The sequence below is a fragment of the Pseudomonas sp. NPDC098740 genome, from assembly GCF_044760065.1.
GTDB lineage: Bacteria > Pseudomonadota > Gammaproteobacteria > Pseudomonadales > Pseudomonadaceae > Aquipseudomonas > Aquipseudomonas rossensis.
On the sequence record NZ_JBIWAM010000012.1, the window covers coordinates 99,875 to 123,279 of the forward strand.

The 23,405-nt window shown below is 59.1% G+C and carries 20 protein-coding genes; 8 read left to right on the forward strand and 12 right to left on the reverse strand.

Annotated elements, in window-relative coordinates:
* Positions 1–143 precede the first annotated feature (143 nt).
* Positions 144–1,238, forward strand: coding sequence for a PLP-dependent cysteine synthase family protein (locus tag ACIQU2_RS16680; protein ID WP_403142613.1), 1,095 nt, complete (start codon positions 144–146; stop codon positions 1,236–1,238).
* Positions 1,239–1,334: 96 nt separating this feature from the next.
* Here the strand turns inward: ACIQU2_RS16680 and ACIQU2_RS16685 are convergent, their stop codons facing one another.
* From ACIQU2_RS16685 to ACIQU2_RS16695, 3 genes are all read right to left on the reverse strand, one after another.
* On the reverse strand, positions 1,335–2,948 hold the full coding sequence (locus ACIQU2_RS16685; protein WP_347802814.1) for an NAD(P)/FAD-dependent oxidoreductase: 1,614 nt from the start codon (positions 2,946–2,948) through the stop codon (positions 1,335–1,337).
* 95 nt (positions 2,949–3,043) lie between these two features.
* Positions 3,044–3,697 (reverse strand): COG3650 family protein, encoded by a 654-nt coding sequence (locus ACIQU2_RS16690; RefSeq protein ID WP_403142617.1) that lies wholly within the window; start codon positions 3,695–3,697, stop codon positions 3,044–3,046.
* 59 nt (positions 3,698–3,756) lie between these two features.
* Positions 3,757–4,356 (reverse strand): short chain dehydrogenase, encoded by a 600-nt coding sequence (locus ACIQU2_RS16695; RefSeq protein WP_403142619.1) that lies wholly within the window; start codon positions 4,354–4,356, stop codon positions 3,757–3,759.
* A 105-nt stretch (positions 4,357–4,461) separates the two neighbouring features.
* Between ACIQU2_RS16695 and ACIQU2_RS16700 the strand changes: the two genes are divergently transcribed.
* Positions 4,462–5,382 carry a LysR family transcriptional regulator gene (locus ACIQU2_RS16700; RefSeq protein ID WP_403142622.1) on the forward strand — a complete coding sequence of 307 codons (921 nt, stop codon included), beginning with the start codon at positions 4,462–4,464 and terminating at the stop codon, positions 5,380–5,382.
* 110 nt (positions 5,383–5,492) lie between these two features.
* Here the strand turns inward: ACIQU2_RS16700 and ACIQU2_RS16705 are convergent, their stop codons facing one another.
* From ACIQU2_RS16705 to ACIQU2_RS16730, 6 genes are all read right to left on the reverse strand, one after another.
* Positions 5,493–5,744, reverse strand: coding sequence for a DUF6124 family protein (locus ACIQU2_RS16705; RefSeq protein ID WP_347802817.1), 252 nt, complete (start codon positions 5,742–5,744; stop codon positions 5,493–5,495).
* 449 nt (positions 5,745–6,193) lie between these two features.
* The gene (locus ACIQU2_RS16710; protein WP_046046223.1) at positions 6,194–6,895 is read right to left on the reverse strand and encodes an ABC transporter ATP-binding protein; all 702 of its coding nucleotides are present in this window, start codon (positions 6,893–6,895) and stop codon (positions 6,194–6,196) included.
* On the reverse strand, positions 6,896–7,663 hold the full coding sequence (gene livG, locus ACIQU2_RS16715) for a high-affinity branched-chain amino acid ABC transporter ATP-binding protein LivG (RefSeq protein ID WP_129441792.1): 768 nt from the start codon (positions 7,661–7,663) through the stop codon (positions 6,896–6,898).
* Positions 7,660–8,916 carry a high-affinity branched-chain amino acid ABC transporter permease LivM gene (locus tag ACIQU2_RS16720; protein WP_064676188.1) on the reverse strand — a complete coding sequence of 419 codons (1,257 nt, stop codon included), beginning with the start codon at positions 8,914–8,916 and terminating at the stop codon, positions 7,660–7,662. The genes livG and ACIQU2_RS16720 overlap by 4 nt, the downstream gene beginning before the upstream one ends.
* Positions 8,913–9,836 (reverse strand): high-affinity branched-chain amino acid ABC transporter permease LivH, encoded by a 924-nt coding sequence (livH, locus tag ACIQU2_RS16725; protein WP_347802819.1) that lies wholly within the window; start codon positions 9,834–9,836, stop codon positions 8,913–8,915. The genes ACIQU2_RS16720 and livH overlap by 4 nt, the downstream gene beginning before the upstream one ends.
* 232 nt (positions 9,837–10,068) lie before the next feature.
* Positions 10,069–11,196, reverse strand: a complete 1,128-nt coding sequence (locus ACIQU2_RS16730; protein ID WP_347802820.1) for a branched-chain amino acid ABC transporter substrate-binding protein — start codon at positions 11,194–11,196, stop codon at positions 10,069–10,071.
* A 338-nt stretch (positions 11,197–11,534) separates the two neighbouring features.
* Between ACIQU2_RS16730 and ACIQU2_RS16735 the strand changes: the two genes are divergently transcribed.
* On the forward strand, positions 11,535–11,840 hold the full coding sequence (locus ACIQU2_RS16735) for a DUF2288 domain-containing protein (protein ID WP_403142629.1): 306 nt from the start codon (positions 11,535–11,537) through the stop codon (positions 11,838–11,840).
* 298 nt (positions 11,841–12,138) lie between these two features.
* On the opposite strand, the gene ACIQU2_RS16740 is transcribed toward ACIQU2_RS16735, so the two are convergent.
* Positions 12,139–14,334: a hypothetical protein gene (locus ACIQU2_RS16740; protein WP_403142631.1), complete on the reverse strand. Its 2,196-nt coding sequence runs from the start codon at positions 14,332–14,334 to the stop codon at positions 12,139–12,141.
* Between the two features lie 197 nt (positions 14,335–14,531).
* On the opposite strand from ACIQU2_RS16740, the gene ACIQU2_RS16745 reads away from it, so the two are divergent.
* Positions 14,532–15,428, forward strand: a complete 897-nt coding sequence (locus tag ACIQU2_RS16745) for an NAD(P)-dependent oxidoreductase (RefSeq protein ID WP_403142632.1) — start codon at positions 14,532–14,534, stop codon at positions 15,426–15,428.
* On the opposite strand, the gene ACIQU2_RS16750 is transcribed toward ACIQU2_RS16745, so the two are convergent.
* Positions 15,319–17,601 (reverse strand): putative bifunctional diguanylate cyclase/phosphodiesterase, encoded by a 2,283-nt coding sequence (locus ACIQU2_RS16750; protein ID WP_403142635.1) that lies wholly within the window; start codon positions 17,599–17,601, stop codon positions 15,319–15,321. The genes ACIQU2_RS16745 and ACIQU2_RS16750 overlap by 110 nt on opposite strands.
* A 288-nt stretch (positions 17,602–17,889) precedes the next feature.
* Between ACIQU2_RS16750 and ACIQU2_RS16755 the strand changes: the two genes are divergently transcribed.
* Positions 17,890–19,242, forward strand: coding sequence for an MFS transporter (locus ACIQU2_RS16755; RefSeq protein ID WP_347802824.1), 1,353 nt, complete (start codon positions 17,890–17,892; stop codon positions 19,240–19,242).
* Between the two features lie 165 nt (positions 19,243–19,407).
* Here ACIQU2_RS16755 and rapA read toward each other — a convergent pair whose 3' ends face one another.
* Positions 19,408–22,254 carry an RNA polymerase-associated protein RapA gene (gene rapA, locus ACIQU2_RS16760; protein WP_403142638.1) on the reverse strand — a complete coding sequence of 949 codons (2,847 nt, stop codon included), beginning with the start codon at positions 22,252–22,254 and terminating at the stop codon, positions 19,408–19,410.
* Between the two features lie 252 nt (positions 22,255–22,506).
* Here rapA and ACIQU2_RS16765 point away from each other — a divergent pair, with 252 nt between their 5' ends.
* The 3 genes from ACIQU2_RS16765 to ccoM all read left to right on the forward strand — a co-directional run bounded on the left by ACIQU2_RS16765 (position 22,507) and on the right by ccoM (position 23,368).
* Positions 22,507–22,848, forward strand: coding sequence for an aspartate-semialdehyde dehydrogenase (locus ACIQU2_RS16765; protein ID WP_095128015.1), 342 nt, complete (start codon positions 22,507–22,509; stop codon positions 22,846–22,848).
* Positions 22,849–22,948: 100 nt separating this feature from the next.
* On the forward strand, positions 22,949–23,110 hold the full coding sequence (locus ACIQU2_RS16770) for a hypothetical protein (protein ID WP_095128014.1): 162 nt from the start codon (positions 22,949–22,951) through the stop codon (positions 23,108–23,110).
* A 144-nt stretch (positions 23,111–23,254) separates the two neighbouring features.
* Positions 23,255–23,368 (forward strand): cytochrome c oxidase subunit CcoM, encoded by a 114-nt coding sequence (ccoM, locus tag ACIQU2_RS16775; RefSeq protein WP_010462558.1) that lies wholly within the window; start codon positions 23,255–23,257, stop codon positions 23,366–23,368.
* The last annotated feature ends 37 nt before the right edge of the window (positions 23,369–23,405 follow it).

Sequence of the window (23,405 nt, forward strand, 5' to 3'; positions counted from 1 at the left end):
TACAGCGTGAACGATCAGCAGGGACCTGAGCCTAGCAGTTGTCGGGCGTATTGAACCTCAGCTGTACCTGTGCGTGATGTAGGTTTTTTCCTAAGCTTGTTAGCTGAGCCTTGCAACAAGGCCGACTCAACGAGAAAAACACCATGAGCGACCATCGACAGTGGGCCCGCGAAGCCATCCGGATCATCGAAGCCGACTTCCAGCGCAGCGCCGACACCCACCTGATTCCCTTGCCGCTGCCGGGTTTTCCGGGCATCGAGTTGTATTTCAAGGATGAGTCCAGCCATCCCACCGGCAGCCTGAAGCACCGGTTGGCGCGTTCGCTGTTTCTGTATGCGCTGTGTAATGGCTGGCTCAAACCCGGTGCGCCGGTGATTGAAGCGTCCAGCGGTTCGACGGCGATTTCCGAGGCGTACTTCGCCAGTTTGCTGGGCTTGCCGTTTATTGCGGTGATGCCGGCGAGCACGTCCAAAGAGAAGATCGCGCAGATCGCTTTCTACGGCGGCAAGAGCCATTTGGTCGATGATCCGACGCAGATCTACGCCGAATCCGAGCGGTTGGCTCGCGAACACGATGGGCATTTCATCGACCAGTTCACCTATGCCGAGCGCGCTACCGACTGGCGGGCGAACAACAACATCGCCGAGTCGATCTTCCAGCAAATGCGTTTCGAGCTGCACCCCGAGCCGAGCTGGCTGATCTCCAGCCCCGGCACCGGCGGCACCACCGCGACGCTGGGCCGTTACGTGCGTTACCGCCAGCATTGCACCCGCGTGCTCTGCGCCGATGCCGAGCGCTCGGTGTTCTTCGATTACTACCAGACCGGCGACGCCAGTCTGCGCCTGGATTGCGGTTCGCGGATTGAAGGCATTGGTCGGCCTCGGGTAGAAGCGTCGTTCCTGCCCAAAGTGATCGATGCGATGGTCAAAGTGCCGGACGCGTTGTCTCTGGCGGCCATGCATTACCTGGCGCAGCGTTTGGGACGTCGGGTTGGCGGGTCGAGCGGGACTAACCTGATCGGCGCCTTGATGGCGGCCCAGCAGATGGCGGCGGCGGGGGAGTCGGGGTCAATCGTGGCGATTCTGTGTGATGGCGGCGAGCGCTATGCCACCACTTATTACGATGAGGCTTGGCTCAAGGCCCAGGGGTATGAGTTGAGTGGTTTGATGGATGCCGTGGCGGGGAGTATTGAGCGCGGTGAGCCGCTGCCGGCCACCGTTCTACGCGCCAATATCTGACAACAGCAAAAAGATCGCAGCCTTCGGCAGCCCCTACATAGGACGGTGAACACCCTGTAGGAGCTGCCGAAGGCTGCGATCTTTTGATGTTAAGGCTTAAGCCTCGAGACCGAGGATGTCGCGGGCCACGGCTTCTGCAATCCGAATCCCGTCGACACCCGCCGACAGAATCCCGCCCGCATAACCCGCGCCTTCACCCGCCGGGAACAAGCCTTTCACGTTCAGGCTCTGCATCGACTCGTCACGGGTAATCCGCAGCGGCGACGACGTACGTGTCTCGATCCCGGTCAACACGGCGTCGTGCAGCGAGTAACCGCGAATCTGCTTCTCGAACGCAGGCAAGGCTTCGCGAATGGCTTCGATGGCAAACGCCGGCAAGGCCAACGCCAAATCACCCAAGGCAACCCCCGGTTTGTAAGACGGTTCTACGCTGCCCAACTCGGTGGACGGCTTGCCGGCAATGAAGTCGCCGACCAGTTGCGCCGGCGCTTCGTAGTTGCTGCCGCCCAGCACAAAGGCGTGGGATTCCAGGCGTTCCTGCAACTCGATACCCGCCAGCGGGCCGCCCGGATAATCGACTTCCGGGGTGATCCCGACGACGATCCCGGAGTTGGCGTTGCGCTCGTTACGCGAGTACTGGCTCATGCCGTTGGTGACCACGCGGCCCGGCTCGGACGTCGCGGCCACCACGGTGCCGCCCGGGCACATGCAGAAGCTGTAGACCGAACGTCCGTTGCTGGCGTGGTGCACCAGTTTGTAGTCGGCGGCCCCGAGTTTCGGGTGGCCGGCGTACTTGCCCAAGCGTGCGCGGTCGATCAGCGACTGCGGGTGTTCGATGCGAAAACCCACCGAAAACGGCTTGGCTTCCATGAACACGCCACGGCCATGCAGCATGCGGAAAGTGTCCCGGGCGCTGTGGCCGAGGGCCAGAATCACGTGTTTCGAATGGATCTGCTCGCCGCCATTGAGCTCGACGCCGACCAGTTGGCCGTCCTCGATCAACACATCGGTCACCCGCTGCTGGAAGCGCACTTCGCCACCCAGCGCACGAATCTGCTCACGCATGTTTTCCACAACACCGGTCAGACGGAACGTACCGATGTGCGGTTTGCTGACGTAGAGAATTTCTTCCGGCGCACCCGCTTTGACGAACTCGTGCAGGACTTTGCGACCGATGAATTTCGGGTCCTTGATCTGGCTGTAAAGCTTGCCGTCAGAGAACGTCCCCGCGCCACCTTCACCGAACTGCACGTTGGATTCGGGGTTAAGCACGCTTTTACGCCACAGGCCCCAGGTGTCCTTGGTGCGCTGGCGCACTTCGGTGCCGCGCTCGAGGATGATCGGCTTGAAGCCCATTTGCGCGAGCAGCAGCCCGGCGAAAATCCCGCACGGACCGAAGCCCACGACGACAGGACGTTGCTCAAGATCAGCCGGCGCCTGGCCGACCGCTTTGTAGCTGACATCCGGCGCCACGTTGACGTTACGGTCATCGACGAACGTGTGCAGCACCGTCGCCTCATCGCGAACGTTGAGGTCGATGGTGTAGATGAAGCACAGTTCGGAGGACTTTTTGCGCGCATCGTAGCTGCGCTTGAACAAGGTGAAATCGAGCAGGTCATCACTGGTGATGCCCAGGCGCTGCACGATGGCAGGGCGCAGGTCTTCTTCGGGATGGTCGATCGGCAGCTTGAGTTCGGTGATTCGTAACATGACAGGATCCGGTTCGCGGGGCGCACAACTGCGCCAAGGCGTTTGAAGCCCGCGATTATAAGCCTCAAAGAATGATTCCCGTGAGGCTAAAACGATCAGTCGTTACGCGATCCGCCGAAATACCCGCAGCCACGCTGAACTTGGCCGTCTACGCGCAGTTCGGCGCTCATGTGCTGGACACTGCCGGTGGTGCTGTCGACGCAACGTTGCGGTGCAACCCACAATTCGATTTGCTGGTTATTGGCTTCGGTGCTGAGGTTGAAGCGGCCATCGCCCAGTTGCTCTTCAACGTAGGGCACGGCCAATGGCGGCTGACCGGCGCGCTCGATGACCATGCCTTTGCCGCTGACTTTCACGTTCCACTCAGGCCCATGGCCGGCGGCGCGCAGGATAAGCAATTTGAAGTTCGGATCGTTGCACGCGGTGCCCGAGCGCTCGACGCGGTACAGCTGTGCCAGATCGAGGCGGTTGTCGACGATTCGCCCGCGCACGTCGGCGAACAGCTTGCCCTGAGCATCGGCGAGGGTGGCGGCCTCTTGCAGGACGCTGGTGCCGCCGGTGTCGTTGACGACGTAACTGCGTTGTTCATTGCATGGCTGGAACTGCAACTTGCCGTCCGCCGCCGTCAACTGGCCTTGCATGCGGGTCTGGCCCACGTGGGAGGCACTTTCACGCGGGCCCTCAAGCAGTTGGCAGGCGGCAAACAACGGAAGCAGGGCAACAAGGACTAAGGAACGGGCAACACGCATCTTTGAGTCTCCAGACAAGTGCCGCCACGTTACGCAGCCTGACCGTTCATCACAAGGGTTTAGCCCACGTGAAAGGTCTGACCTGTTTGCAGGCCCTCGACGCTTTTGGCGTAGGCCAATGCCACATCCGCTGCCGGAACCGGTTTGTAGCCGCGGAAGTACGGCGCGTAGCTGCCCATGGCTTCGACCAGTACGTTCGGGCTCACCGAATTAACGCGTAGACCACGAGGCAGTTCGATGGCGGCGGCGCGGACGAAACTGTCAAGGGCGCCGTTGACCAGCGCTGCCGAGGCGCCGCTGCGAATCGGGTCGTGGCTGAGCACGCCGGTGGTGAAGGTGAACGAGGCGCCGTCATTGGCGAACTCGCGGCCGATCAGCAGCAGATTGACCTGGCCCATCAACTTGTCTTTCAGGCCCAGCGCGAAGCTTTCTTCGGTCATTTCACCGAGGGGTGCGAATGTCACGTTGCCAGCGGCGCAGACCAGTGCATCGAACTTGCCGGTTTTCTCGAACAGCTTGCGAATCGAAGCGCTGTCGCTGATATCCACATGGAAATCACCGCTGTTGCGGCCGATGCGGATGATCTCGTGACGCTCGGACAGCTCCTTGTCGACCGCCGAACCGATGGTGCCGCCTGCGCCTATCAAAAGAATTTTCATGCTGCTGTTCCTTGAGTGGGTTGAAAGAGGCTTCAGTCTAGAGTGGTTTTTTTCATCGATAAGCGTGCTAATAGGCAACCTTTGGTTTTCAAATGGAAACAATCCATGAGCGAAATGGATGATCTGGCAGCGTTTGCGGTGTTGATCGAGGCGGGGAGTTTTACCCTGGCGGCGCAGCAATTGGGGTGCAGCAAGGGGCAGTTATCCAAGCGCATCAGCCAACTGGAATCGCGGTTTTCTGTGGTGCTGCTGCAACGCACCACCCGCCGTTTGAGCCTGACGGCCGCAGGTGCGGCGCTGTTGCCGCAAGCCCAGGCGCTCGTAGTCCAAGTCGAGAGGGCGCGTCAGGCATTGGCGCGGCTGAAGGACGACATGGCCGGGCCGGTGCGTATGACGGTTCCGGTTTCGCTGGGGGAAACCTTCTTCGATGGCTTGTTGCTGGAGTTCTCCGGCAAATATCCCGAGGTGCAGATCGAGCTGGACCTGAGCAACAGCTACCGTGATTTGTCCCGTGACGGGTTTGATCTCGCGGTTCGCTCCGAGGTGGGCAATGACGAGCGCCTGGTGGCCCGACCGCTATTAGCCTGGCACGAAATGACCTGCGCCAGCCCGGCTTACCTTGAGCAATACGGCGAACCGCTGACACCGCAGGCCCTCGCTGAACATCGCTGTCTGCTCAACAGTCATTACAGCGGCCGCGAAGAGTGGCTCTATCACCAGCAACACGAGTTGCTGCGGGTTCGCGTGTCGGGACCGTTCGCCAGCAACCATTACAGCCTGTTGAAAAAAGCCGCGCTGGCTGGCGCCGGTATTGCGCGGTTGCCGTCCTACCTGCTGCAAGCGGAATTGGCTGACGGCCGTTTGCGCTGGCTCCTGCGTGACTATCAGACCCGCCGCATGCCGATGTACCTGGTTCACCCGTATCAGGGCGGTTTGCCGAAGCGCACCCAGGTGTTGGCGGACTATTTGATTGGCTGGTTCAAGCGCAGTGGCGAGGCACTGGATCGGCTCCAGCACACCACATAGATCCCTGTGGGAGCGAGCCTGCTCGCGAAAGCGGTAGGGCAGACAACATTTCTGTTGAATGTGAAATTGCATTCGCGAGCAGGCTCGCTCCCACAGGGTGATCTTCGTGGTCAGGATTCTTGGGGGTCGATTTGATCCAGCGCCCGATTCACCGCCAGTTCGCCCAGCATGATGCTTTGCTGGATACCGAGCAGCATGTTGCGGTGCGAACCTTCCAGGAAAGCGGCGAAATTGCTGGCCATCACACTCGCCGACGCTAGTGATTCGCTGGCATGGCCCAGCAGGGTTTGCACATCGATACCGGGCGCGACGACAAACATCGGGCTGGGATTGTGCGGGGGATTGGGTGAGTTCTTGAACATAAGTTTGTGCTCGCTGTAAGGGCTACGCCCGGTTCGCGACTAAACGAATGGGTGGCAGCTGTATGCAGGTTAGTCGACCGATGAGCACAGAAACTCGGCGCGCCCGAAGGCGCCCTGCACACAGCCGCCATCAAGTGCAGGAAAGGGATACCTGACTTTTTGGCGCTTATGCGTTTCTGTGCAAAACAACCGAGCGACTAAACCCGACCACTGATGGGCAGTGGCGGGGAAACGATAGAGGCCGGTCCCCAGGCGCACAAGCCGGCGGATTCTGGCGTAGCTGTAGGCAACGACGCAAGGCGTTGTAGCTTGCAGGAAGTAACACAGACACTGATTAAACACGCTCTCCAAAACACCCAAAATCTCCTACGGGGAGATCTTCATTGTTATGAGATGTGTGACAGGCACAAAAAACGGCCCGAAGGCCGTTTTTTGTTTACCGCGAAGACTCAACCACCCAGGTACGCTTCACGTACTTTCGGGTCGGTCAGCAGCGCTTCCCCAGTGCCTGTCATCACCACCCGGCCGTTCTCCAGAACGTACGCACGGTCAGCGATTTTCAGCGCCTGGTTGGCGTTCTGCTCCACCAGGAACACCGTCACACCGTCCTTGCGCAGCTGTTCGATGATGTCGAAGATCTGCTGGATGATGATCGGTGCCAGGCCCAACGAAGGTTCGTCGAGCAGCAACAGCTTGGGCTTGCTCATCAGCGCACGGCCGATGGCGAGCATTTGCTGTTCGCCGCCGGACATGGTGCCGCCGCGTTGGGCAAAGCGCTCTTTCAGGCGTGGGAAAAGTCCGAGAACCTTGTCCATCTGTTCCTGATAATCGCCCTTGTCGGTGAAGAACCCGCCCATGGCGAGGTTTTCTTCCACGGTCAGTCGGGCAAACACCCGACGACCTTCCGGAACCACGGCGATGCTCTTGCGCATGATCTGCGCCGAGGTCTGCCCCACGAGCTCTTCACCCATGTACTTGATGCTGCCGCTGTGGGCTTGCGGCGAACCGCAAAGCGTCATCAGCAAGGTGGATTTGCCCGCGCCGTTGGCACCGATCAGGGTGACGATTTCGCCCTGACGGATTTCCACATTGACGCTGTGCAGGGCCTGGATCTTGCCGTAGAAGGTGGAAACGTTTTCGAATTGCAGCATTTACGCTTCCCCCAGGTAGGCTTTGATCACTTCGGGATTGTCGCGGATCTGTTCCGGCGTGCCGTTGGCCAGAGGCGTGCCCTGGTTGATCACGACGATGTGGTCGGAAATGCTCATGACCAGTTTCATGTCGTGTTCGATCAGCAGCACGGTGACATTGTGCTCTTCACGCAACATGCTGATCAGCGCCTTCAGGTCTTCGGTTTCCTTCGGGTTCAGGCCGGCGGCCGGTTCGTCGAGCATGAGGATCCGCGGACGGGTCATCATGCAGCGAGCGATTTCCAGACGACGTTGCTGACCGTAGGCCAGGGTGCCGGCCGGCCGGTTGGCGAACGCCTTGAGGTTGACCTTGTCCAGCCAGAACTCGGCGAACTCCATGGCCTCGCGCTCGCTCTTGCGGAACGCCGGGGTCTTGAACAGACCGGCCAGGAAGTTGGTGTTCAGGTGACGGTGCTGGGCGATCAAGAGGTTCTCGACCGCCGTCATGTCCTTGAACAACCGCACGTTCTGAAAGGTGCGCACCACGCCTTTGAGGGCAATCTTGTGGCCGGGCAGGCCCTGGATCGGCTCGCCGTCCAGCAGGATGCTGCCGCCACTCGGCTGGTAGAAACCGGTCAGGCAGTTGAACACGGTGGTCTTGCCGGCGCCGTTGGGGCCGATCAGTGCCACGACCTGTTTTTCCTTCACGCTCAGGGCTACGCCGTTGACCGCTAGCAAGCCGCCGAAGCGCATGCTCAGATTTTCGACTTTAAGGATCTCGCGGCTCATTTGCGCAGCTCCATGTGAGGACGTTGCATGGGCAGCAGACCCTGAGGGCGCCAGATCATCATCAGCACCATCAAGGCGCCGAACATCAACATGCGGTATTCACTGAACTCACGCATCATTTCCGGCAGCAGGATCATTACCACGGCTGCCAGGATCACGCCCAGCTGCGAGCCCATGCCACCCAACACGACGATGGCGAGAATGATCGCCGACTCGATGAAGGTGAAGGACTCCGGTGTCACCAGACCCTGGCGGGCGGCAAAGAAGCTACCGGCAAAACCGGCGAAGCTGGCGCCGAGGGTGAAGGCCGAAAGCTTGATGACCGTAGGGTTGAGACCCAGTGCACGGCAGGCGATTTCGTCTTCACGCAATGCTTCCCACGCGCGGCCCAGAGGCATGCGCAGCAAGCGGTTGATGACAAACAGTGCCGCCAGTGCCAGGAACAACGCGACCAGGTAAAGGAAGATCACCTTGTTGATCGAGTTGTAGGCCAGGCCGAAGTACTCGTGGAAGGTTTGCATGCCTTCGGCGGCTTTACGTTCGAAGGTCAGGCCGAAGAACGTTGGTTTCTCGATGTTGCTGATACCGTTCGGACCGCCCGTGAGACCGGTCAGGTTACGCAGGAACAGACGGATGATTTCACCGAAGCCCAACGTCACGATCGCCAGGTAGTCACCGCGCAGACGCAGTACCGGGAACCCGAGCAGGAAGCCGAAGGTGGCCGCCATCAAACCGGCGATCGGCAGGCAGATCCAGAAGCTCAGGCCGTAGTAATGCGACAGCAACGCATAACTATAGGCACCGACGGCGTAGAAGCCGACGTAACCCAAGTCCAACAGACCGGCCAGGCCGACCACGATGTTCAAGCCCAGGCCGAGCATCACGTAGATCAGCACCAGGGTGGCAATATCCACCGCCCCGCGAGAACCGAAGAACGGCCAGACCAGCGCACCGGCGATCAACGCAATGATGATCCAGCGTTGGGTGGTCGGCAGGGTCAGGAAGTTACTGGCCTTGGCCGGAATCAGCGGCATGCTTGGCGAGGAGCGCCAGGCCGAGCTGATCTGCTGGTCGAACAGCACCCGCAGGAACATCAGCACCGAGCAAACGGCGATGGTGATCAGTGTGGCGTCACTGGTGCCATGGACTTCGAGGTTGATGCCGACAATGGTCAGTTTCAGACCGAGTACCGGGTAGGCAACGGCCCACACCAGCAAGGCGCTGAACAACGCCTGTTTAAGATTCCTAGTCATACTTTCTCAACCTCCGGACGGCCCAACAGGCCGGTTGGCCGGAACAACAACACCAGGACCAATAGACCGAACGCCACGACGTCCTTGTACTGGTCGCCGAAGATATCGGCACCAAAGGCTTCCGCCACCCCAAGCACGATCCCGCCGAGCATGGCTCCGGGGATGCTGCCAATACCGCCCAGTACCGCTGCGGTGAAGGCCTTGAGGCCGACAAGGAAGCCGGCGTTGGGGTTGATCACGCCGTATTGCATGCTCAGCAGCACGGCCGCGATGGCCGCCAGTGCGGCACCGATGACGAAGGTCAGGGCGATGATGTTGTTGGTGTTGATACCCAGCAGATTGGCCATCTTGATGTCTTCGGCACAGGCGCGGCAGGCGCGACCCAGGCGAGAGCGGGAGATGAACAGCGTCAGGCCGAGCATGGCGACCAGCGTCACCACGAACACCACGATTTGCATGTAGGAAATCAGCACTTCATGTGCGCCACCTGGCCCGATGGAGAAGTTGCCGGGGATCAGGTTGGGGATGGATTTGTCCTTGGAGTCTTGCGCCAGCAGAACCGTGTTCTGCAGGAAAATCGACATGCCGATGGCGGAAATCAGCGGGATCAGACGGTTGCTGCCGCGCAAAGGGCGGTAGGCGATCCGTTCGATGCTGTAACCGTAGGCACTGGTCACGACAATGGTCGCGATGAAAGCGGCGGTCATCAACAGTGGAACACTGTCGAGTCCCATCATGGCCAGCCCGGCGATGGCGATGAACGCCACGTAAGAGCCGATCATGTACACCTCGCCATGGGCGAAGTTGATCATTCCAATGATGCCGTAAACCATCGTATAGCCGATGGCGATCAGGGCATACGTGCTGCCAATGGTCAGACCATTAACCAGCTGTTGGAAGAAGTGATAGATGTCAGGCATTACAGCGCTCCTAAAAACCTGATACGCATTTCACTGGTGGAGTCATTTTCCCGCTCGAGCCCCGTGGATCTGCATCCACTTCGAACGCGAGGTTTGCCAGCGAACCGCTGATGACGGTTTTGAGATTTTCAGGTGGGGAGACTGGCGGATCACGCCAGCGCGGCCCAATACGTTCGTAAAACAAAGCCCACGGCACGCCGTGGGCTTTATTGGCAGTCAGTCAGGCAACGCCTTACTGAGGCTTGGCTTCAGTTTTTGGTTTGCCGAAGTGCCACTCGTAAACCACAAATTTGAAGTCTTTCAAGTCGCCCTTGTCGTCGAAGCTCAGGTCGCCAGTTGGAGTCTTGAAGGTGCCTTTGTGGATGGCTTCAGCCACTTTGGCAGTGTCTTCGGACTTGGCAGCCTTGATGCCGTCGGCGATGACGGTCACAGCGGAGTAGGCCGGGAACACGAACGGACCACTTGGATCTTCTTTCTTGGCTTTGAACGCGTCAGCCAGGGCGATGTTGGCCGGATCCTGGTCGAAGGATTTCGGCAGGGTCACCAGCAGACCTTCGGAAGCGTCTTTGGCGATCTGCGAAATGGAGTCGTTACCCACGCCTTCCGGACCCATGAACTTGGCTTTCAGGCCTTTTTCACTGGCTTGACGCAGGATCAGACCCAGTTCCGGGTGGTAGCCGCCGTAGTAGACGAAGTCGACGTTGGCTTGCTTGAGCTTGGCGATCATCGACGAGAAGTCTTTGTCGCCGGCGTTGATGCCTTCGAACACGGCAACCTTGACGCCTTTGCCTTCCAGGGTTTTCTTCACGGCGCTGGCGATGCCTTCACCGTATTGCTGTTTGTCGTGCAGAACGGCAACGATTTTCGGTTTTACGAAGTCGGCAATGTAGTTACCGGCGGCAGGGCCTTGGGCGCTGTCCAGACCGATGGTGCGGAACACCATTTTGTAACCACGAGTGGTGATGTCCGGGCTGGTGGCAGCCGGGGTGATCATGATCACGCCTTCGTCTTCGTAAATGTCCGAAGCCGGTTGGGTGGAGCTGGAGCACAGGTGACCGACCACGAACTTGACGCCGTCGTTGACGACTTTGTTCGCGACCGCTACCGCTTGTTTTGGATCACAGGCGTCATCGTATTCAACGGCTTCGAGTTTCTTGCCGTCTACGCCGCCTTTGGCGTTGATCTGTTCGATGGCCATTTTTGCGCCACTGAACTGCATGTCGCCGTATTGGGCTACAGGGCCGGTTTTAGGGCCGGCGATGCCGATCTTGATGGTGTCAGCTGCGAACGAATGGCTGGCAACCCCGGCCAGAACCATAGCGGCAAACAGTTTGGAAATCTGCTTAGTAGCCTTAGTCATAGTGCTCCACTCTTACTGTTGTAGTTTTTATAGTCCTGGCGCCGTAGCAGCAGAACCGGGTCAGATATCTTCGATATCCTCCGGAAAATGCCCCCGGCAACTGTACCGGTACAGTGTAGAGCGCCAATTGTTAGCCTGGGAAGCTAGCGCCAGGGGGCAAAACCTGAGGGTGTCGCTTTATTGAAAGAAAAAGACAGAATGGCGGCGGGGGTTATAGCTGAAATATCAGCAATCCTTGGCTTTCCTGCTGTTTTCAATCGGTAACTCAATTGCATCCGGGTTTTTCTGCCAGACCACCAACGTTATGATTACGTCGATTTCTTTTCCGGACAGGACCCATGACTCAAGAACCTAGCACCCTCTATGCCAAGCTGCTTGGTGAAACCGCATCTATTACCTGGAAGGAGCTTGAGCCGTTCTTCGCCAGGGGTGCCCTATTGTGGGTCGATCCCGATCTGGATTTGATTGCTGCAGCGGAGGCAGTCGCGACTGACGAAGGCGAGAAAGTGGCTGCCTGGCTGGCCGCCGACAAGGTCGCCAAGCTGTCTGAAACGCGGGCGCTGGATCTTTTTGAACGTGATCCGCAGCTGTGGGCAGTGGTCGTTTCGCCGTGGATTTTGATCCAGGAAAGGGCGACGAGCTGAAGTCGTGCACTTGATTGGTGCGCGCCTTTGTCGGGCAAAAGTGTGTAGCCGAGTAGCGTGATGGCATGTTGCCGTAGAGAAAGGCCACAGAAGGGTCTTGGCGAGGGTGACGTAAACGTAACGGGAACAGTTTATTGAGCAGCCTGATGGCTGCTTAATTGTTTCGGGATGTTGGGATTTGTGGTGAATCTGATGCCGCCATCGCGAGCAGGCTCGCTCCCACAATGTGATCGCATTCTTCCTGAAAGAACGCGGGCCCCTGTGGGAGCGAGCTTGCTCGCGATTGGGGCGCTGCTGATTAAGCGGTCTTGCCAGTATGGTTGTTCAGCGAAATAACCTTGGTCTTGCCAATCCGGTGACGATAAATCTCGCGCAAGTACTTGATCGCCTTCTTCACGCAATCCCGGGACAGACGAATGTCATTGATCGAGACGAACTTGTCTTTGTCGTTGATCAGCTCGCGGTACTTCTTCTCGTACATCGGTTTGATCGCGTACCAGTTGGTGTCGAGGATCTTCGCCGGGTTCTCGAACTCATTTAGCAGCTCGTCGATACGGTCCTCGTCGAAATCTTCATGAATGATGAAGTCCAGGATCGAGTTATCCAGGGTCTCGTCAAAGCGGTACGGGTTTTTCGCGAAGCACCGCTTGATGAAGGCCACGATCAGCGTCAGGAAATCGTCCGACAGGCACGGGCTCTTGGCGATCAGGGTGGTCAGCGACAGGTTGGCCGAGGCGCCGATGACCAGCGCATAACGCTTGAGCGTGGTGTTCGGGAACAGGCTGTTGAGGTGGGTCTTCAACCGGTTCAGGTCCATGTATGACAGCTTGTAGTCCTTTGGCAGCGAAACAATCGAGACCACCGACGAGCAGTTCTTGAAGAAGTGCAGGTCGTGCAAGGCGGCCGCGTCATACCCCGAGTTCTTGTACTGCTCCAGCGAGGCGCGATAGCGCTTGGATTCGATCGGCAACAGGCTGATGCCTTCGATCGCCTGGGTCACTTTGTTGAAGTGCGGCAAGTCGATGGAGCGGAAGAACAGGTCGTCGATGTTCAGGCGCTGCGGTTCTTTCTCGAACACCTTGAACTTGTCGCTGCTCGGCGGCGGGGTTTCCGGCACCACGGACTCGGCGTAGGCAATCGCTACGGGGCCGGCCAGGCTCATGAACAGGTCATTGGCGTCGAGGCGAATGGTTTCGCCAATGTCGATGCCAGCCCGACGGAAATAGTTCTGGTCGTAGTCGGTGGTCACCGCCTGCGCCGTCAGAATGTTGAAGATCTGCTGTGAGATGTACTGGTTAGCGTGCTTTTCCATCGCGTTGACGTCGATGTTCTGGATGTTGCCGTCATCGCTTTCTTCGGCGTAACGCATGATGTCGTTGGAGATCAGCATCATGGCGTTCCATGGGCGGATACGACCCATGACACTGGCTTCGCTGCTGTCTTCGTTGGCGAAGTTGTAGGAGAAGTCCCACTCTTCCGACAGGTATTTACACAGCAGGCGACCGGCGTTGATGTGCAGCGCCTCAGACATTTCACTGCGGTGATCGGAAATGTTCGGCAACACGCAAATGCCGCTGGTGAAGATTGGCTCGAAGACGAAGGAATGACCGCTCTTACCGTCGTGCTCGTCCATCGGCTTGGTATCGAATGTCTTGTTCATGTACGAATGCTGCTGGGCCAGGCCGAATTCCGAGGCCATGCCCGAACCGGTACCACCACCGGCACTGAAGATCGAGAAGTACAGGCGCGACTGGTTGGCCTTGATCCCGCAGCTGTCGATCAGGTACGAGTGAATCATCTTCCAGTCAGGGCTGGAGAAACGCTGGGTGTCCTTGTTCAGGATGATCTTGGCCAGGTATTGGCCGAGGATCGGCGCGTTACCGGCGCCACCGGCGTGGACTTCCGACAAGTCCATGATCTTCATTTTGCTGTAGTCGCGCAGGAAACCGCTTTTTTCGCCCTTGCGCGAGAAACGGATGCGGCCGGCGATGTCTTTGTCCAGGTCGCCGAGCATGACCAGCGGTTCTACCAGGAACACCGGTTTGGTGGCCTTGTTCGGCCCCAGGCGCAAGTTGTTGCGAATCCACTGTGCCGGGCTGTAGCCCTTTTCGGCGAAGCGCTTGTCCGGCGACAGGCGATCTTCGTTATTGAATTCGTTGAGGTAGAACTTGCGGGCGTTGTACACCAGCTCCGCGACGTCCAGCGCGATGTTCGAACCGCAGCGGCCCAGGCCGATCAGGCACACCGACGGGAATTCCTGATCGCTGTGCTGTTCACTGTCTCCTTCCAGATGCGGTGGGCGTGGGAACACCATGTCGCGCAGACCGTCGAGATTATCGAGGATACGATCGGTATTGGTTTCGGTGAAGTACAGGTATTGCTGAGTTGCCAACGGGCGCGATGGCGTCAATGGCTTCGACGGTGCGGAGCTGTTTGCCGCGGGGCTCAACGTCAGATCGGAAATCGCAGTGGCCGGATTGTTTTTAGAAGTCATTGTGCGCCATGTACCTGGGCTGGTTGGTTGGGCGACACGATGTCGTCGAACCATCACGGATGGGATCTCGCGTCTTTTTTTAGCGCGTATTTGGCCCAAGCGTCAGGGCCTTGGCCTGAGCATCACTCGGGGGAATCCTTTCCTAAGTCATGATGAATCGGCCAATATTTACCGATCTTTAATCAAAAGGAGGCCAAATGATGGCAGCGTTACCTTCACTCGGGTTTGCGGGGGTCGGCCTGATGGGCTTGCCGATGTGCCGGCGTCTGCTGGCAGCGGGTTATCCGCTGACGGTGTGGAACCGTAATCCAGCCAAGTGCGCGCCGCTGGTCGACGCCGGTGCTCGACAGGTCGCCACGCCGGCTGAGCTGTGCCAGCACGCCGACGTGGTGATGTTGTGCCTGGCGAACACGTCGGTGGTTCGTGAGGTGGTGTTTGGTGCGGCAGGGATTGCGCAAGGTGCGAAAAGCGGTCAACTGCTGGTGGATTTTTCCAGCCTGGAACCTACCGCGACGCGGGAAATGGCAACGGCGCTGGTCAGCCAAACCGGTATGAGCTGGCTGGATGCACCAGTGTCCGGCGGAGTGGTCGGGGCCGAGGCTGGCAGCCTGGCGATCATGGTGGGCGGAGAAGCGGAGGATCTTGAGCGCGTCAGGCCTGTGCTGTTGAGCCTCGGCCAGCGTGTGACTCACATGGGCGCCGTCGGAGCGGGGCAGGTGACCAAGGCCTGCAATCAGATGATCGTCGCCTGCAACGCGCTGGTTATCGCTGAAGTCGTGGCGTTGGCCGAGCGTTCCGGGGTGCAGGCCAGTCTGATCGCCGAGGCGCTGGCAGGCGGGTTTGCCGATTCAAAGCCCTTGCAGATCCTGGGTCCGCAAATGGCCGAAAGCCGTTTCGAACCGGTGAAATGGCATGTGCGCACGCTGCTCAAGGACCTCGACACCGCGGTGAAGTTTTCCCGTGAGCAAGGCTCGGCCACCCCGATCAGTGGACTGGCCGCACAACTGATGCGACTGCATGGGAGCCAGGGATTCCTGGAAAAAGATCCGTCGACGCTAGTGCAGTTGTACCGCGAGCCAGACTCAAAGGGCTGACAATGTGCGGGTGCTTGCGCTGGTTGATTTCGCTCAGCACGGGACGCAATTCCGCCAGCGGTACCGGACGACTGAGCAGGTAGCCCTGCACGAAGTCGCAGCCGTTACGCTCCAGAAACTCGTATTGCTCAAGGGTTTCGACGCCTTCGGTCACCACCTGCAAATGCAGCGTGTGGGCCATGACGATGATCGCTTGAACGATTTCCATGTCCTGGGTGGCCTTGGGAATGTCCTGGATGAACGAGCGGTCGATCTTCAGCGTGTTGAGTGGCAGCCGTTTGAGATAGGCCAGTGATGAGTAACCGGTGCCGAAGTCATCAATCGACAGCGACACGCCGAGGGCACGAATCTGGCGCAGCAACACCAGCGTATCGGCGATGTTGCCCATCAGCGCATTTTCGGTCACTTCCAGTTCCAGTCGCTGCGGCGTCACTCCGGCAACCCGCAGCGCGTGTTCGATTTCATCGGCCAATTCTTCGCGCGCCAGGTTCAGGGGCGAGCAGTTCACGGCGATGTGGAGTTCTTCGCAACCCTGACGCGACAACTCGCCCAGATCCTCACAGGCTTTGCGCAGGACCCAGTTGTCCAGTTCGGCGATCAGGCCGTTGGCCTCGGCGATGGCAATGAACCGGTCCGGTACCAGCAGTCCGTGAACCGGATGTTGCCAGCGGACCAGCGCTTCAAGCTTGCTGACCTGAGCGGTTTTCAGGTCATAGATCGGTTGGTAATAGAGCATCAGTCCGGTGTTTTCGCGCAGGGCGTGGCGCAGTTCTTCTTCCAGTTGCAGTTCCAGCGTCGCGCGGGTTTTCAGGTCTTCGCTGAAGAAATTCAGGCCATTGCGCCCGCTGTCCTTGGACTGATACAGCGCCAGGTCAGCGTTTTTCAGCAACTCTTCACAGGTCTTGCCATCTTGCGGAAACAAGCTGATGCCGATACTGGTGGTCATGACCATGCGCCGCCCGGACAGCTCGATGGGCTCCTTCATTTTCGCCATGATGCGCTGGGCCATGTGCCGCGCTTCATCACGATCATGCAGGCCGATGAGGATGCAAAACTCGTCGCCTCCGAAGCGCGCAACCACATCTTCGTGGCTGCGCACCGAACACTTTATGTGGTCAGCCAGGACTTTGAGCAATTCGTCGCCGGCATCATGGCCGAGGCTGTCGTTGATCCGCTTGAAATGGTCGATGTCCAGGAACAGCACCGCCAGCATGCCGCCTTCGTTGGTTTTCTCCATGAGCTTCTCGGCAAAAATCTGGTTGAAGCCACGGCGGTTGATCAGGTTGGTCAGTGGGTCGTAGTGCGCCACCTGTTGTAACGACATTCTCGCCTGGTCCAGTTGACTGAGCAGGGCGTTGACCCGTTGCAGATCGTGTTCCTTGTTTTGCAGCTTCTTGTCCGCCATCGCCGCGCTGATGCTGCTGCCGATGATCAGCAGCGTCATGATCGCCACCGTCAGACCCAGTTGCAGATGATTGTTTACGCCGGGCAGCGGCTGGAGGCTGTCGGCGGGCAGCACCAGATTGAAGGCGGCCATGCCGGTGAAGTGCATGCTGATGATGCCTGCCCCGAGCACCAGACTGGCGCTGTATTTGAGCAGTTGATGGAACAGACCGGTGCCGTCGCGCAGATGACTTGATATCAGCAGGGCTGCAAGGCTGGCACCGATGGCGATCACAATGGAGAGGGCGAATAGCGTGGGTTGGTAATAGGCCATCGCACTCGAACGCATGGCGGTCATGCCCACGTAATGCATGGTGGCGATGCCCAGGCCAATGCAGATCGAAGCCTGGAGATATTGCCAAAAACTCAGGTGGGGATGACTGAGAGTATGCATGGTCAGCCACGAGGCGAGCAGGGCGATCAACAGAGAAAGGAGAGTGATGGGTAATTCATATTGAATGTCGATCGGAGCCTGAAACGCTAGCATGCCAATGAAGTGCATGGCCCAGATACCGCCCGCCAGGCAACTGGCGCCGACCCAGCGCCAGAGCCGCTGCGAGGCGGGTTTTTCCACGTGACCGACCCGTTCGGCCATGTCCAATGTGGCAAAGCTGCCGACACAGGCGACCAAATACGCCAGCAGTACCAGAAAAGGGTCATGTGTGCAGTTGAGTATTACCTGGCCGTTCGCCGTCAGCTCGGTAATGAAATTCAAACCAAGCCACTCCATAGCATGCCCCATTGTCATCCTGGCTGGCGCCATGAACGCTGGCGAATGCTTTGGAGTATAGAAGGCATGTTTAGAGTGCAAACGATAGTGGCACATCGGCCCTAACCATTTTTGAATTAGCGTTAGAGCGTTTGGAAATAAATGTTGTATCAGCTGCGACATCCTCCATGGGCGGATATCAGCTTTACAAATAATGACAGACAGCTCTGGCGCGCCTGACTAGATTGCAGGTTCCGGGCTCGGATGCGCAGGCAGTGAAGCCCCAATAACAATAAAAGAGACGGACCCATGCAGAACTCGACCCAAGCGGCGAATGCCTGGCGCATTCTGTTCCTGCTGTTCCTGGCCAACCTGTTCAACTTCTTCGACCGCACCATTCCGGCCATCATCATCGAACCGATCCGCATGGAATGGCACCTCAGTGACTTTCAGCTGGGGATCATCGGTACCGCATTCACCCTCGTTTATGCCATTGCCGGCCTGCCTCTGGGACGGATGGCCGATACCGGTTCGCGCAGTAAATTGATGGGCTGGGGCCTGGCGGCATGGAGCGGGCTGACAGCAGTCAACGGACTGGTGGGGAGTTTCTGGGCTTTCCTGATCGTGCGCATGGGCGTCGGCATCGGTGAAGCCAGTTACGCACCGGCTGCCAACTCGCTGATCGGCGACCTGTTCCCGGCCCACCGCCGGGCACGGGCGATGGGTATCTTCATGCTGGGACTGCCGTTGGGGCTGCTGCTGGCGTTCTTCACCATCGGTGCCATGGTCAAGGCCTTCGACAGCTGGCGCGCGCCGTTCTTTATCGCGGCAGTGCCGGGGCTGATCCTTGCGATCTTCATGTTCTACATCAAAGAACCGAAACGCGGCGCCGCAGAGAGTGTGCAAGTCTCGCAGGAGCGCGTAGACCGGCCGATCCGTCGGGTGCTGGCGGTGCCGACTTTCCTGTGGCTGGTGATGGCGGGGCTGTGCTTCAATTTCGCCACGTATGCCTGCAACTCGTTTCTGGTGCCGATGCTGCAGCGCTATTTCCTGATGCCGTTACAGGAAGCGGCGGTGGCGACCGGGGTGATCGTCGGCGTGACCGGGTTGTTCGGCCTGACACTGGGCGGTTGGGTCGCGGACAAGATTCACCAGCGGGTGGCCAATGGGCGACTGCTGTTTGCCGCGTTCAGCTTGATCATCTCGACGGTGTGCACGGCTTGGGCGCTGCATTCCGGGCGGATCGAGATCGGGGTATTTGTGGCGGTGTTCAGTGTGGGCTGGTTGTTTGCCTACAACTTCTACACCTGCGTTTATACCGCCATTCAGGACGTAGTCGAGCCGCGCTTGCGGGCTACGGCCATGGCGCTGTTCTTTGCCGGATTGTATTTGCTGGGTGGTGGTTTGGGGCCGGTGGTAGTGGGCGCATTGTCCGACCACTTTGCACATACGGCGATGCTCTCGGCCGGCGCTGGACAGATGACCGAGGCGTTCAAGGCTGTCGGCTTGCATGACGCGATGTATTTGATCCCGGTGGCGCTGTTTTTCACCATGGTGTTTCTGTTCCTGGCTTCGCGTTGTTTTGTGCGCGATGCCAAGCGGATGAAGGAAGGGTTGGTGGCGGTGGTTGAGCCTGGGGTTTCTGTAGCGCCCGCGGTTTAAGATCAAAAGATCGCAGCCTTCGGCAGCTCCTACCTTGGAATGCGTACACCCGTAGGAGCTGCCGAAGGCTGCGATCTTGGCGTCATCGGTATAACCACAGACCTACAGAATGCAAAAAGGCCCGCATCACTGCGGGCCTTTTGTTTTAGCGGTGGAGCAGGAGAGTTAACCCGCCACCAACACCCGAATCGCTTCCAGTCGCAGCGCAGCCTTGTCGAGCATGGCCAGGCCTTGCTCGCGTTGCTTGCGCAGGGCCACCAGTTCGCTGTCACGCACGGTCGGGTTGACCGCTTGCAACGCGGTCAGGCGCGCCAGTTCTTCATCGGTGTCGGCGGCCAGACGACGCTGCGCCTCAGCCACGCGCTCGGCGTGACGCGGGAAGATCTTCTCTTCGCCGGCGTTGATCCGTGGCGTCAGCTGATCGCGCTGGGCCTGGATGAACTTGTTGGCGCTGGCACGCGGCACGCTTTCCAGCTGATCGTTAAGGGTTTCGAACGACACGCGGGCCGACAGGTCGTTGCCATTGGCATCGAGCAGGCAGCGCAGGGCGGCCGGTGGCAGGTAACGGCCCAGTTGCAGCGAGCGCGGGGCAACCACTTCGCTGACGTAGAGCAGTTCGAGCAACACGGTGCCAGGTTTCAGCGCCTTGTTCTTGATCAGCGCCACGGCGGTGTTGCCCATGGAGCCGGACAAGACCAGGTCCATGCCGCCCTGAACCATCGGGTGTTCCCAGGTAATGAACTGCATGTCTTCGCGAGACAGCGCCTGGTTGCGGTCGTAAGTGATGGTCACGCCTTCGTCGTCGCCCAGCGGGAAGCTGGCGTCGAGCATTTTTTCGCTCGGCTTGAGGATCAACGCGTTTTCCGAGTGGTCTTCGCTGTCGATGCCGAAGGCGTCGAACAGGGTTTCCATGTAGATCGGCAGGGCGAACTGGTCGTCTTGCTCAAGGATGTCCTCGACCAGTGCATCACCTTCGCCGGCACCGCCGGAATTGAGTTCCAGCAAGCGGTCGCGGCCGGTGTGCAGCTCGGCTTCCAGACGTTCGCGCTCGGCGCGGGCTTCGTCGATCAGCGCTTGCCACTCGCCGTCGTCGGCATTTTCCAGTAGCGGCAGCAGGCGCGGGCCGAACTGATGCTGCAGGGCGTTACCGGTCGGGCAGGTGTTGAGGAACGCGTTCAGCGCTTCGTGGTACCACTGGAACAGGCGCTCTTGCGGGCTGGTTTCCAGGTACGGCACGTGCAGTTCGATGATGTGCTTCTGGCCGATCCGGTCCAGACGACCGATACGCTGCTCCAGCAGGTCCGGGTGGGCCGGCAGATCAAACAGCACCAAGTGGTGCGAGAACTGGAAGTTACGACCTTCACTGCCGATTTCCGAGCAGATCAACACTTGCGCGCCAAATTCTTCGTCGGCGAAGTAGGCAGCGGCGCGGTCACGCTCGAGGATGTTCATGCCTTCGTGGAAGACCGTGGCCGGGATGCCGGAGCGCACGCGCAGGGCGTCTTCCATGTCCATGGCGGTTTCGGCGTGGGCGCAGATCACCAGCACTTTGGTGCGCTTGAGCATCTTCAGCTGATCGATCAGCCACTCGACGCGCGGGTCGAATGTCCACCAGCGTTCTTCTTCGTTGGCGTCCGGCTGGGCCTGGAAGCTGACTTCCGGGTACAGCTCGGCGTGATCGCCCAACGGCAGTTCGAGGTATTCGTCCGGGCACGGCAGCGGGTACGGGTGCAGTTTGCGCTCCGGGAAACCTTGCACGGCGGCGCGGGTGTTGCGAAACAGCACGCGGCCTGTGCCGTGGCGGTCCAGCAGTTCGCGGACCAGACGGGCGCTGGCTTCGATATCGCCATCGTTGACCGCAGCCAGCAAGGCTTCGCCTTCGTTGCCGAGGAAACCGTGAATGGTCTTGTGCGCTTCAGGCGACAGGCGCCCCTTGTCCAGCAACTCCTGAACGGCTTCGGCCACCGGGCGATAGTTTTCGCTCTCGGCGCGGAAGGCGTGCAGGTCATGGAAACGGTTTGGGTCGAGCAGGCGCAGACGCGCAAAGTGGCTGTCCTGACCCAGTTGTTCCGGGGTCGCGGTCAGCAGCAGGACGCCGGGAATGACTTCGGCCAGTTGCTCGACCAGCGAGTATTCGGGGCTGGCCTTGTCTTCGTGCCACACCAGGTGGTGGGCTTCGTCGACGACCATCAGGTCCCAACCGGCGGCGAACAGTGCGTCCTGGGCCTTCTCGTCTTCCACCAGCCACTCGAGTGCAACCAGCGCGAGCTGGGTGTCTTCAAACGGGTTGGCAGCATCGCTTTCGATGAAGCGTTCTTCGTCGAACAGCGCGACTTGCAGGTTGAAGCGGCGGCGCATCTCCACCAGCCACTGGTGCTGCAGGTTCTCCGGAACCAGGATCAGCACGCGGTTGGCGCGGCCCGAGAGCAGTTGGCGATGGATCACCAGACCGGCTTCGATGGTTTTGCCCAGGCCCACTTCGTCTGCCAGCAAAACCCGCGGTGCAATGCGGTCGGCGACTTCACGGGCGATGTGCAGCTGGTGCGCGATCGGTTGCGCACGCACGCCACCGAGGCCCCAAAGCGCGGACTGCAACTGGCGGCTGGTGTGTTCGAGGGTGTTGTATCGCAGGGAGAACCAGGCCAGAGGGTCGATCTGCCCGGCGAACAAACGATCGCTGGCCAGACGGAACTGAATGAAGTTCGACAGTTGGGTTTCCGGCAGGGTAACCACTTCGTTCTGCCCGTTGAGGCCGTGGTAAACCAGCAGGCCGTCGACGTCGTCGACTTCTTGTACGGTCAGTTTCCAGCCTTCGAAGTGAGTGATCGAGTCACCCGGCGAAAACCGCACGCGGGTGAGGGGCGCATTCCGTAGCGCGTACTGGCGAGTCTCGCCAGTGGCCGGGTAGAGCACGGTCAACAAGCGGCCGTCCTGTGCCAGAACGGTGCCTAAACCCAGCTCGGCTTCGCTGTCACTGATCCAGCGTTGCCCCGGTTGATACTGCTGCGCCATGCTGCCTGACTCCCACCTTGAAAAAGCGGGCTATCTTAACGGAATCGGCCCTCCAGACCAAAAGGTTTACGGCGTAGGAACTGCCGAAGGCTGCGATCTTTTGATCTTGGGGAACGCTTGAGTTCTATGTTGTCCGATAAAGATCGCAGCCTGCGGCAGCTCCTACAAGTGCCAAACGGGTCACAGTTTGCGACCGATGGCTCAAGTCGCCATCCCCGCAGCCGACAGCCTGCTGACAGGAGACTAATAATTATGCTGCCACCGATGCTCCCCTTGAGTGCCGTGCCAATCACCTCACAGCAGGATCCGATTCGCCAGCGGCCGGATATTCCCCCCGTGGTGCCGGTGCAGGAAAGCTCCAACGAAAGCACCATCGACCTGCAACAGCGCGATCCGGAAGAGGCGGCGTTTCAGCTGCGCGAGGAACAGCGCCGCAAGCAGGAACAGCAAAGGCGCCGCCGCGAAGCCGATGAAGATCCCGAAGAGCACCTGGCGATTCCCGGTGACGAGCTCAATGCCGACAATACCGTGCCGGTGGCGCCATTGATGGAAGATCAGCCACGGCAGGGTTTGTGGGTCGATATCCAGATTTGAGCTCACGGCTGGTCAGCGCTGCCATCAGACCGCATTATTGGCACATCCTTGCCTGCAGATGCGGCAACTGAATTTCATTCCAGGCGATGCACTGAGCACCATGAGCCAAGACGACAAGCTGATCGACCTCAACGCCGAACGCGCCAAGCGGGTTCATGACCTTAATGAAAAGCGCCTGAACGAAGTGCGCCAGGCGTTCGAGCACGCCATGCCGTTGGGTAAAGCGAAGAAAAAGCCGAAGAACAAACCGAAAAAGCGTTGAAACACCCTGCATCGGTTGATGCAGGTCAGTTATTTCCCCTCCTTTACGCCCAGTCTCGGGCGACATTGATCCCGGTCAATTTTTTCTCCTGCCTGATTGGTTAACTTAGCCCCATCGCAACAAGGCAAGTGCAGGAGGCCAGTCATGTTTTTCGACAACGTGGTGATCGCCGGAGTGCTGACAGTCGGCCTCATGGTTCTGTTTTTTGCAGGGTTTGGATTTTTTATCTGGAAGGATTCGCATAAGCGCAAACCGTAGGTCTTTCTGGAAGCAATGAGCACGCAAGGCATTTTGG

Bases quoted from the DNA above. Each gene is read 5' to 3' on its own strand.
- ACIQU2_RS16720 (WP_064676188.1), bottom strand. From the start codon at position 8,916: ATGACTAGGAATCTTAAACAGGCGTTGTTCAGCGCCTTGCTGGTGTGG.
- livG (WP_129441792.1), bottom strand. From the start codon at position 7,663: ATGAGCCGCGAGATCCTTAAAGTCGAAAATCTGAGCATGCGCTTCGGC.
- ccoM (WP_010462558.1), top strand. From the start codon at position 23,255: ATGTTTTTCGACAACGTGGTGATCGCCGGAGTGCTGACAGTCGGCCTC.
- ACIQU2_RS16710 (WP_046046223.1), bottom strand. From the start codon at position 6,895: ATGCTGCAATTCGAAAACGTTTCCACCTTCTACGGCAAGATCCAGGCC.
- ACIQU2_RS16705 (WP_347802817.1), bottom strand. From the start codon at position 5,744: ATGTTCAAGAACTCACCCAATCCCCCGCACAATCCCAGCCCGATGTTT.
- ACIQU2_RS16765 (WP_095128015.1), top strand. From the start codon at position 22,507: ATGCTGCCACCGATGCTCCCCTTGAGTGCCGTGCCAATCACCTCACAG.
- rapA (WP_403142638.1), bottom strand. From the start codon at position 22,254: ATGGCGCAGCAGTATCAACCGGGGCAACGCTGGATCAGTGACAGCGAA.
- ACIQU2_RS16700 (WP_403142622.1), top strand. From the start codon at position 4,462: ATGAGCGAAATGGATGATCTGGCAGCGTTTGCGGTGTTGATCGAGGCG.
- ACIQU2_RS16680 (WP_403142613.1), top strand. From the start codon at position 144: ATGAGCGACCATCGACAGTGGGCCCGCGAAGCCATCCGGATCATCGAA.
- livH (WP_347802819.1), bottom strand. From the start codon at position 9,836: ATGCCTGACATCTATCACTTCTTCCAACAGCTGGTTAATGGTCTGACC.
- ACIQU2_RS16750 (WP_403142635.1), bottom strand. From the start codon at position 17,601: ATGGAGTGGCTTGGTTTGAATTTCATTACCGAGCTGACGGCGAACGGC.
- ACIQU2_RS16690 (WP_403142617.1), bottom strand. From the start codon at position 3,697: ATGCGTGTTGCCCGTTCCTTAGTCCTTGTTGCCCTGCTTCCGTTGTTT.
- ACIQU2_RS16755 (WP_347802824.1), top strand. From the start codon at position 17,890: ATGCAGAACTCGACCCAAGCGGCGAATGCCTGGCGCATTCTGTTCCTG.
- ACIQU2_RS16730 (WP_347802820.1), bottom strand. From the start codon at position 11,196: ATGACTAAGGCTACTAAGCAGATTTCCAAACTGTTTGCCGCTATGGTT.
- ACIQU2_RS16735 (WP_403142629.1), top strand. From the start codon at position 11,535: ATGACTCAAGAACCTAGCACCCTCTATGCCAAGCTGCTTGGTGAAACC.
- ACIQU2_RS16685 (WP_347802814.1), bottom strand. From the start codon at position 2,948: ATGTTACGAATCACCGAACTCAAGCTGCCGATCGACCATCCCGAAGAA.
- ACIQU2_RS16740 (WP_403142631.1), bottom strand. From the start codon at position 14,334: ATGACTTCTAAAAACAATCCGGCCACTGCGATTTCCGATCTGACGTTG.
- ACIQU2_RS16745 (WP_403142632.1), top strand. From the start codon at position 14,532: ATGATGGCAGCGTTACCTTCACTCGGGTTTGCGGGGGTCGGCCTGATG.
- ACIQU2_RS16695 (WP_403142619.1), bottom strand. From the start codon at position 4,356: ATGAAAATTCTTTTGATAGGCGCAGGCGGCACCATCGGTTCGGCGGTC.
- ACIQU2_RS16770 (WP_095128014.1), top strand. From the start codon at position 22,949: ATGAGCCAAGACGACAAGCTGATCGACCTCAACGCCGAACGCGCCAAG.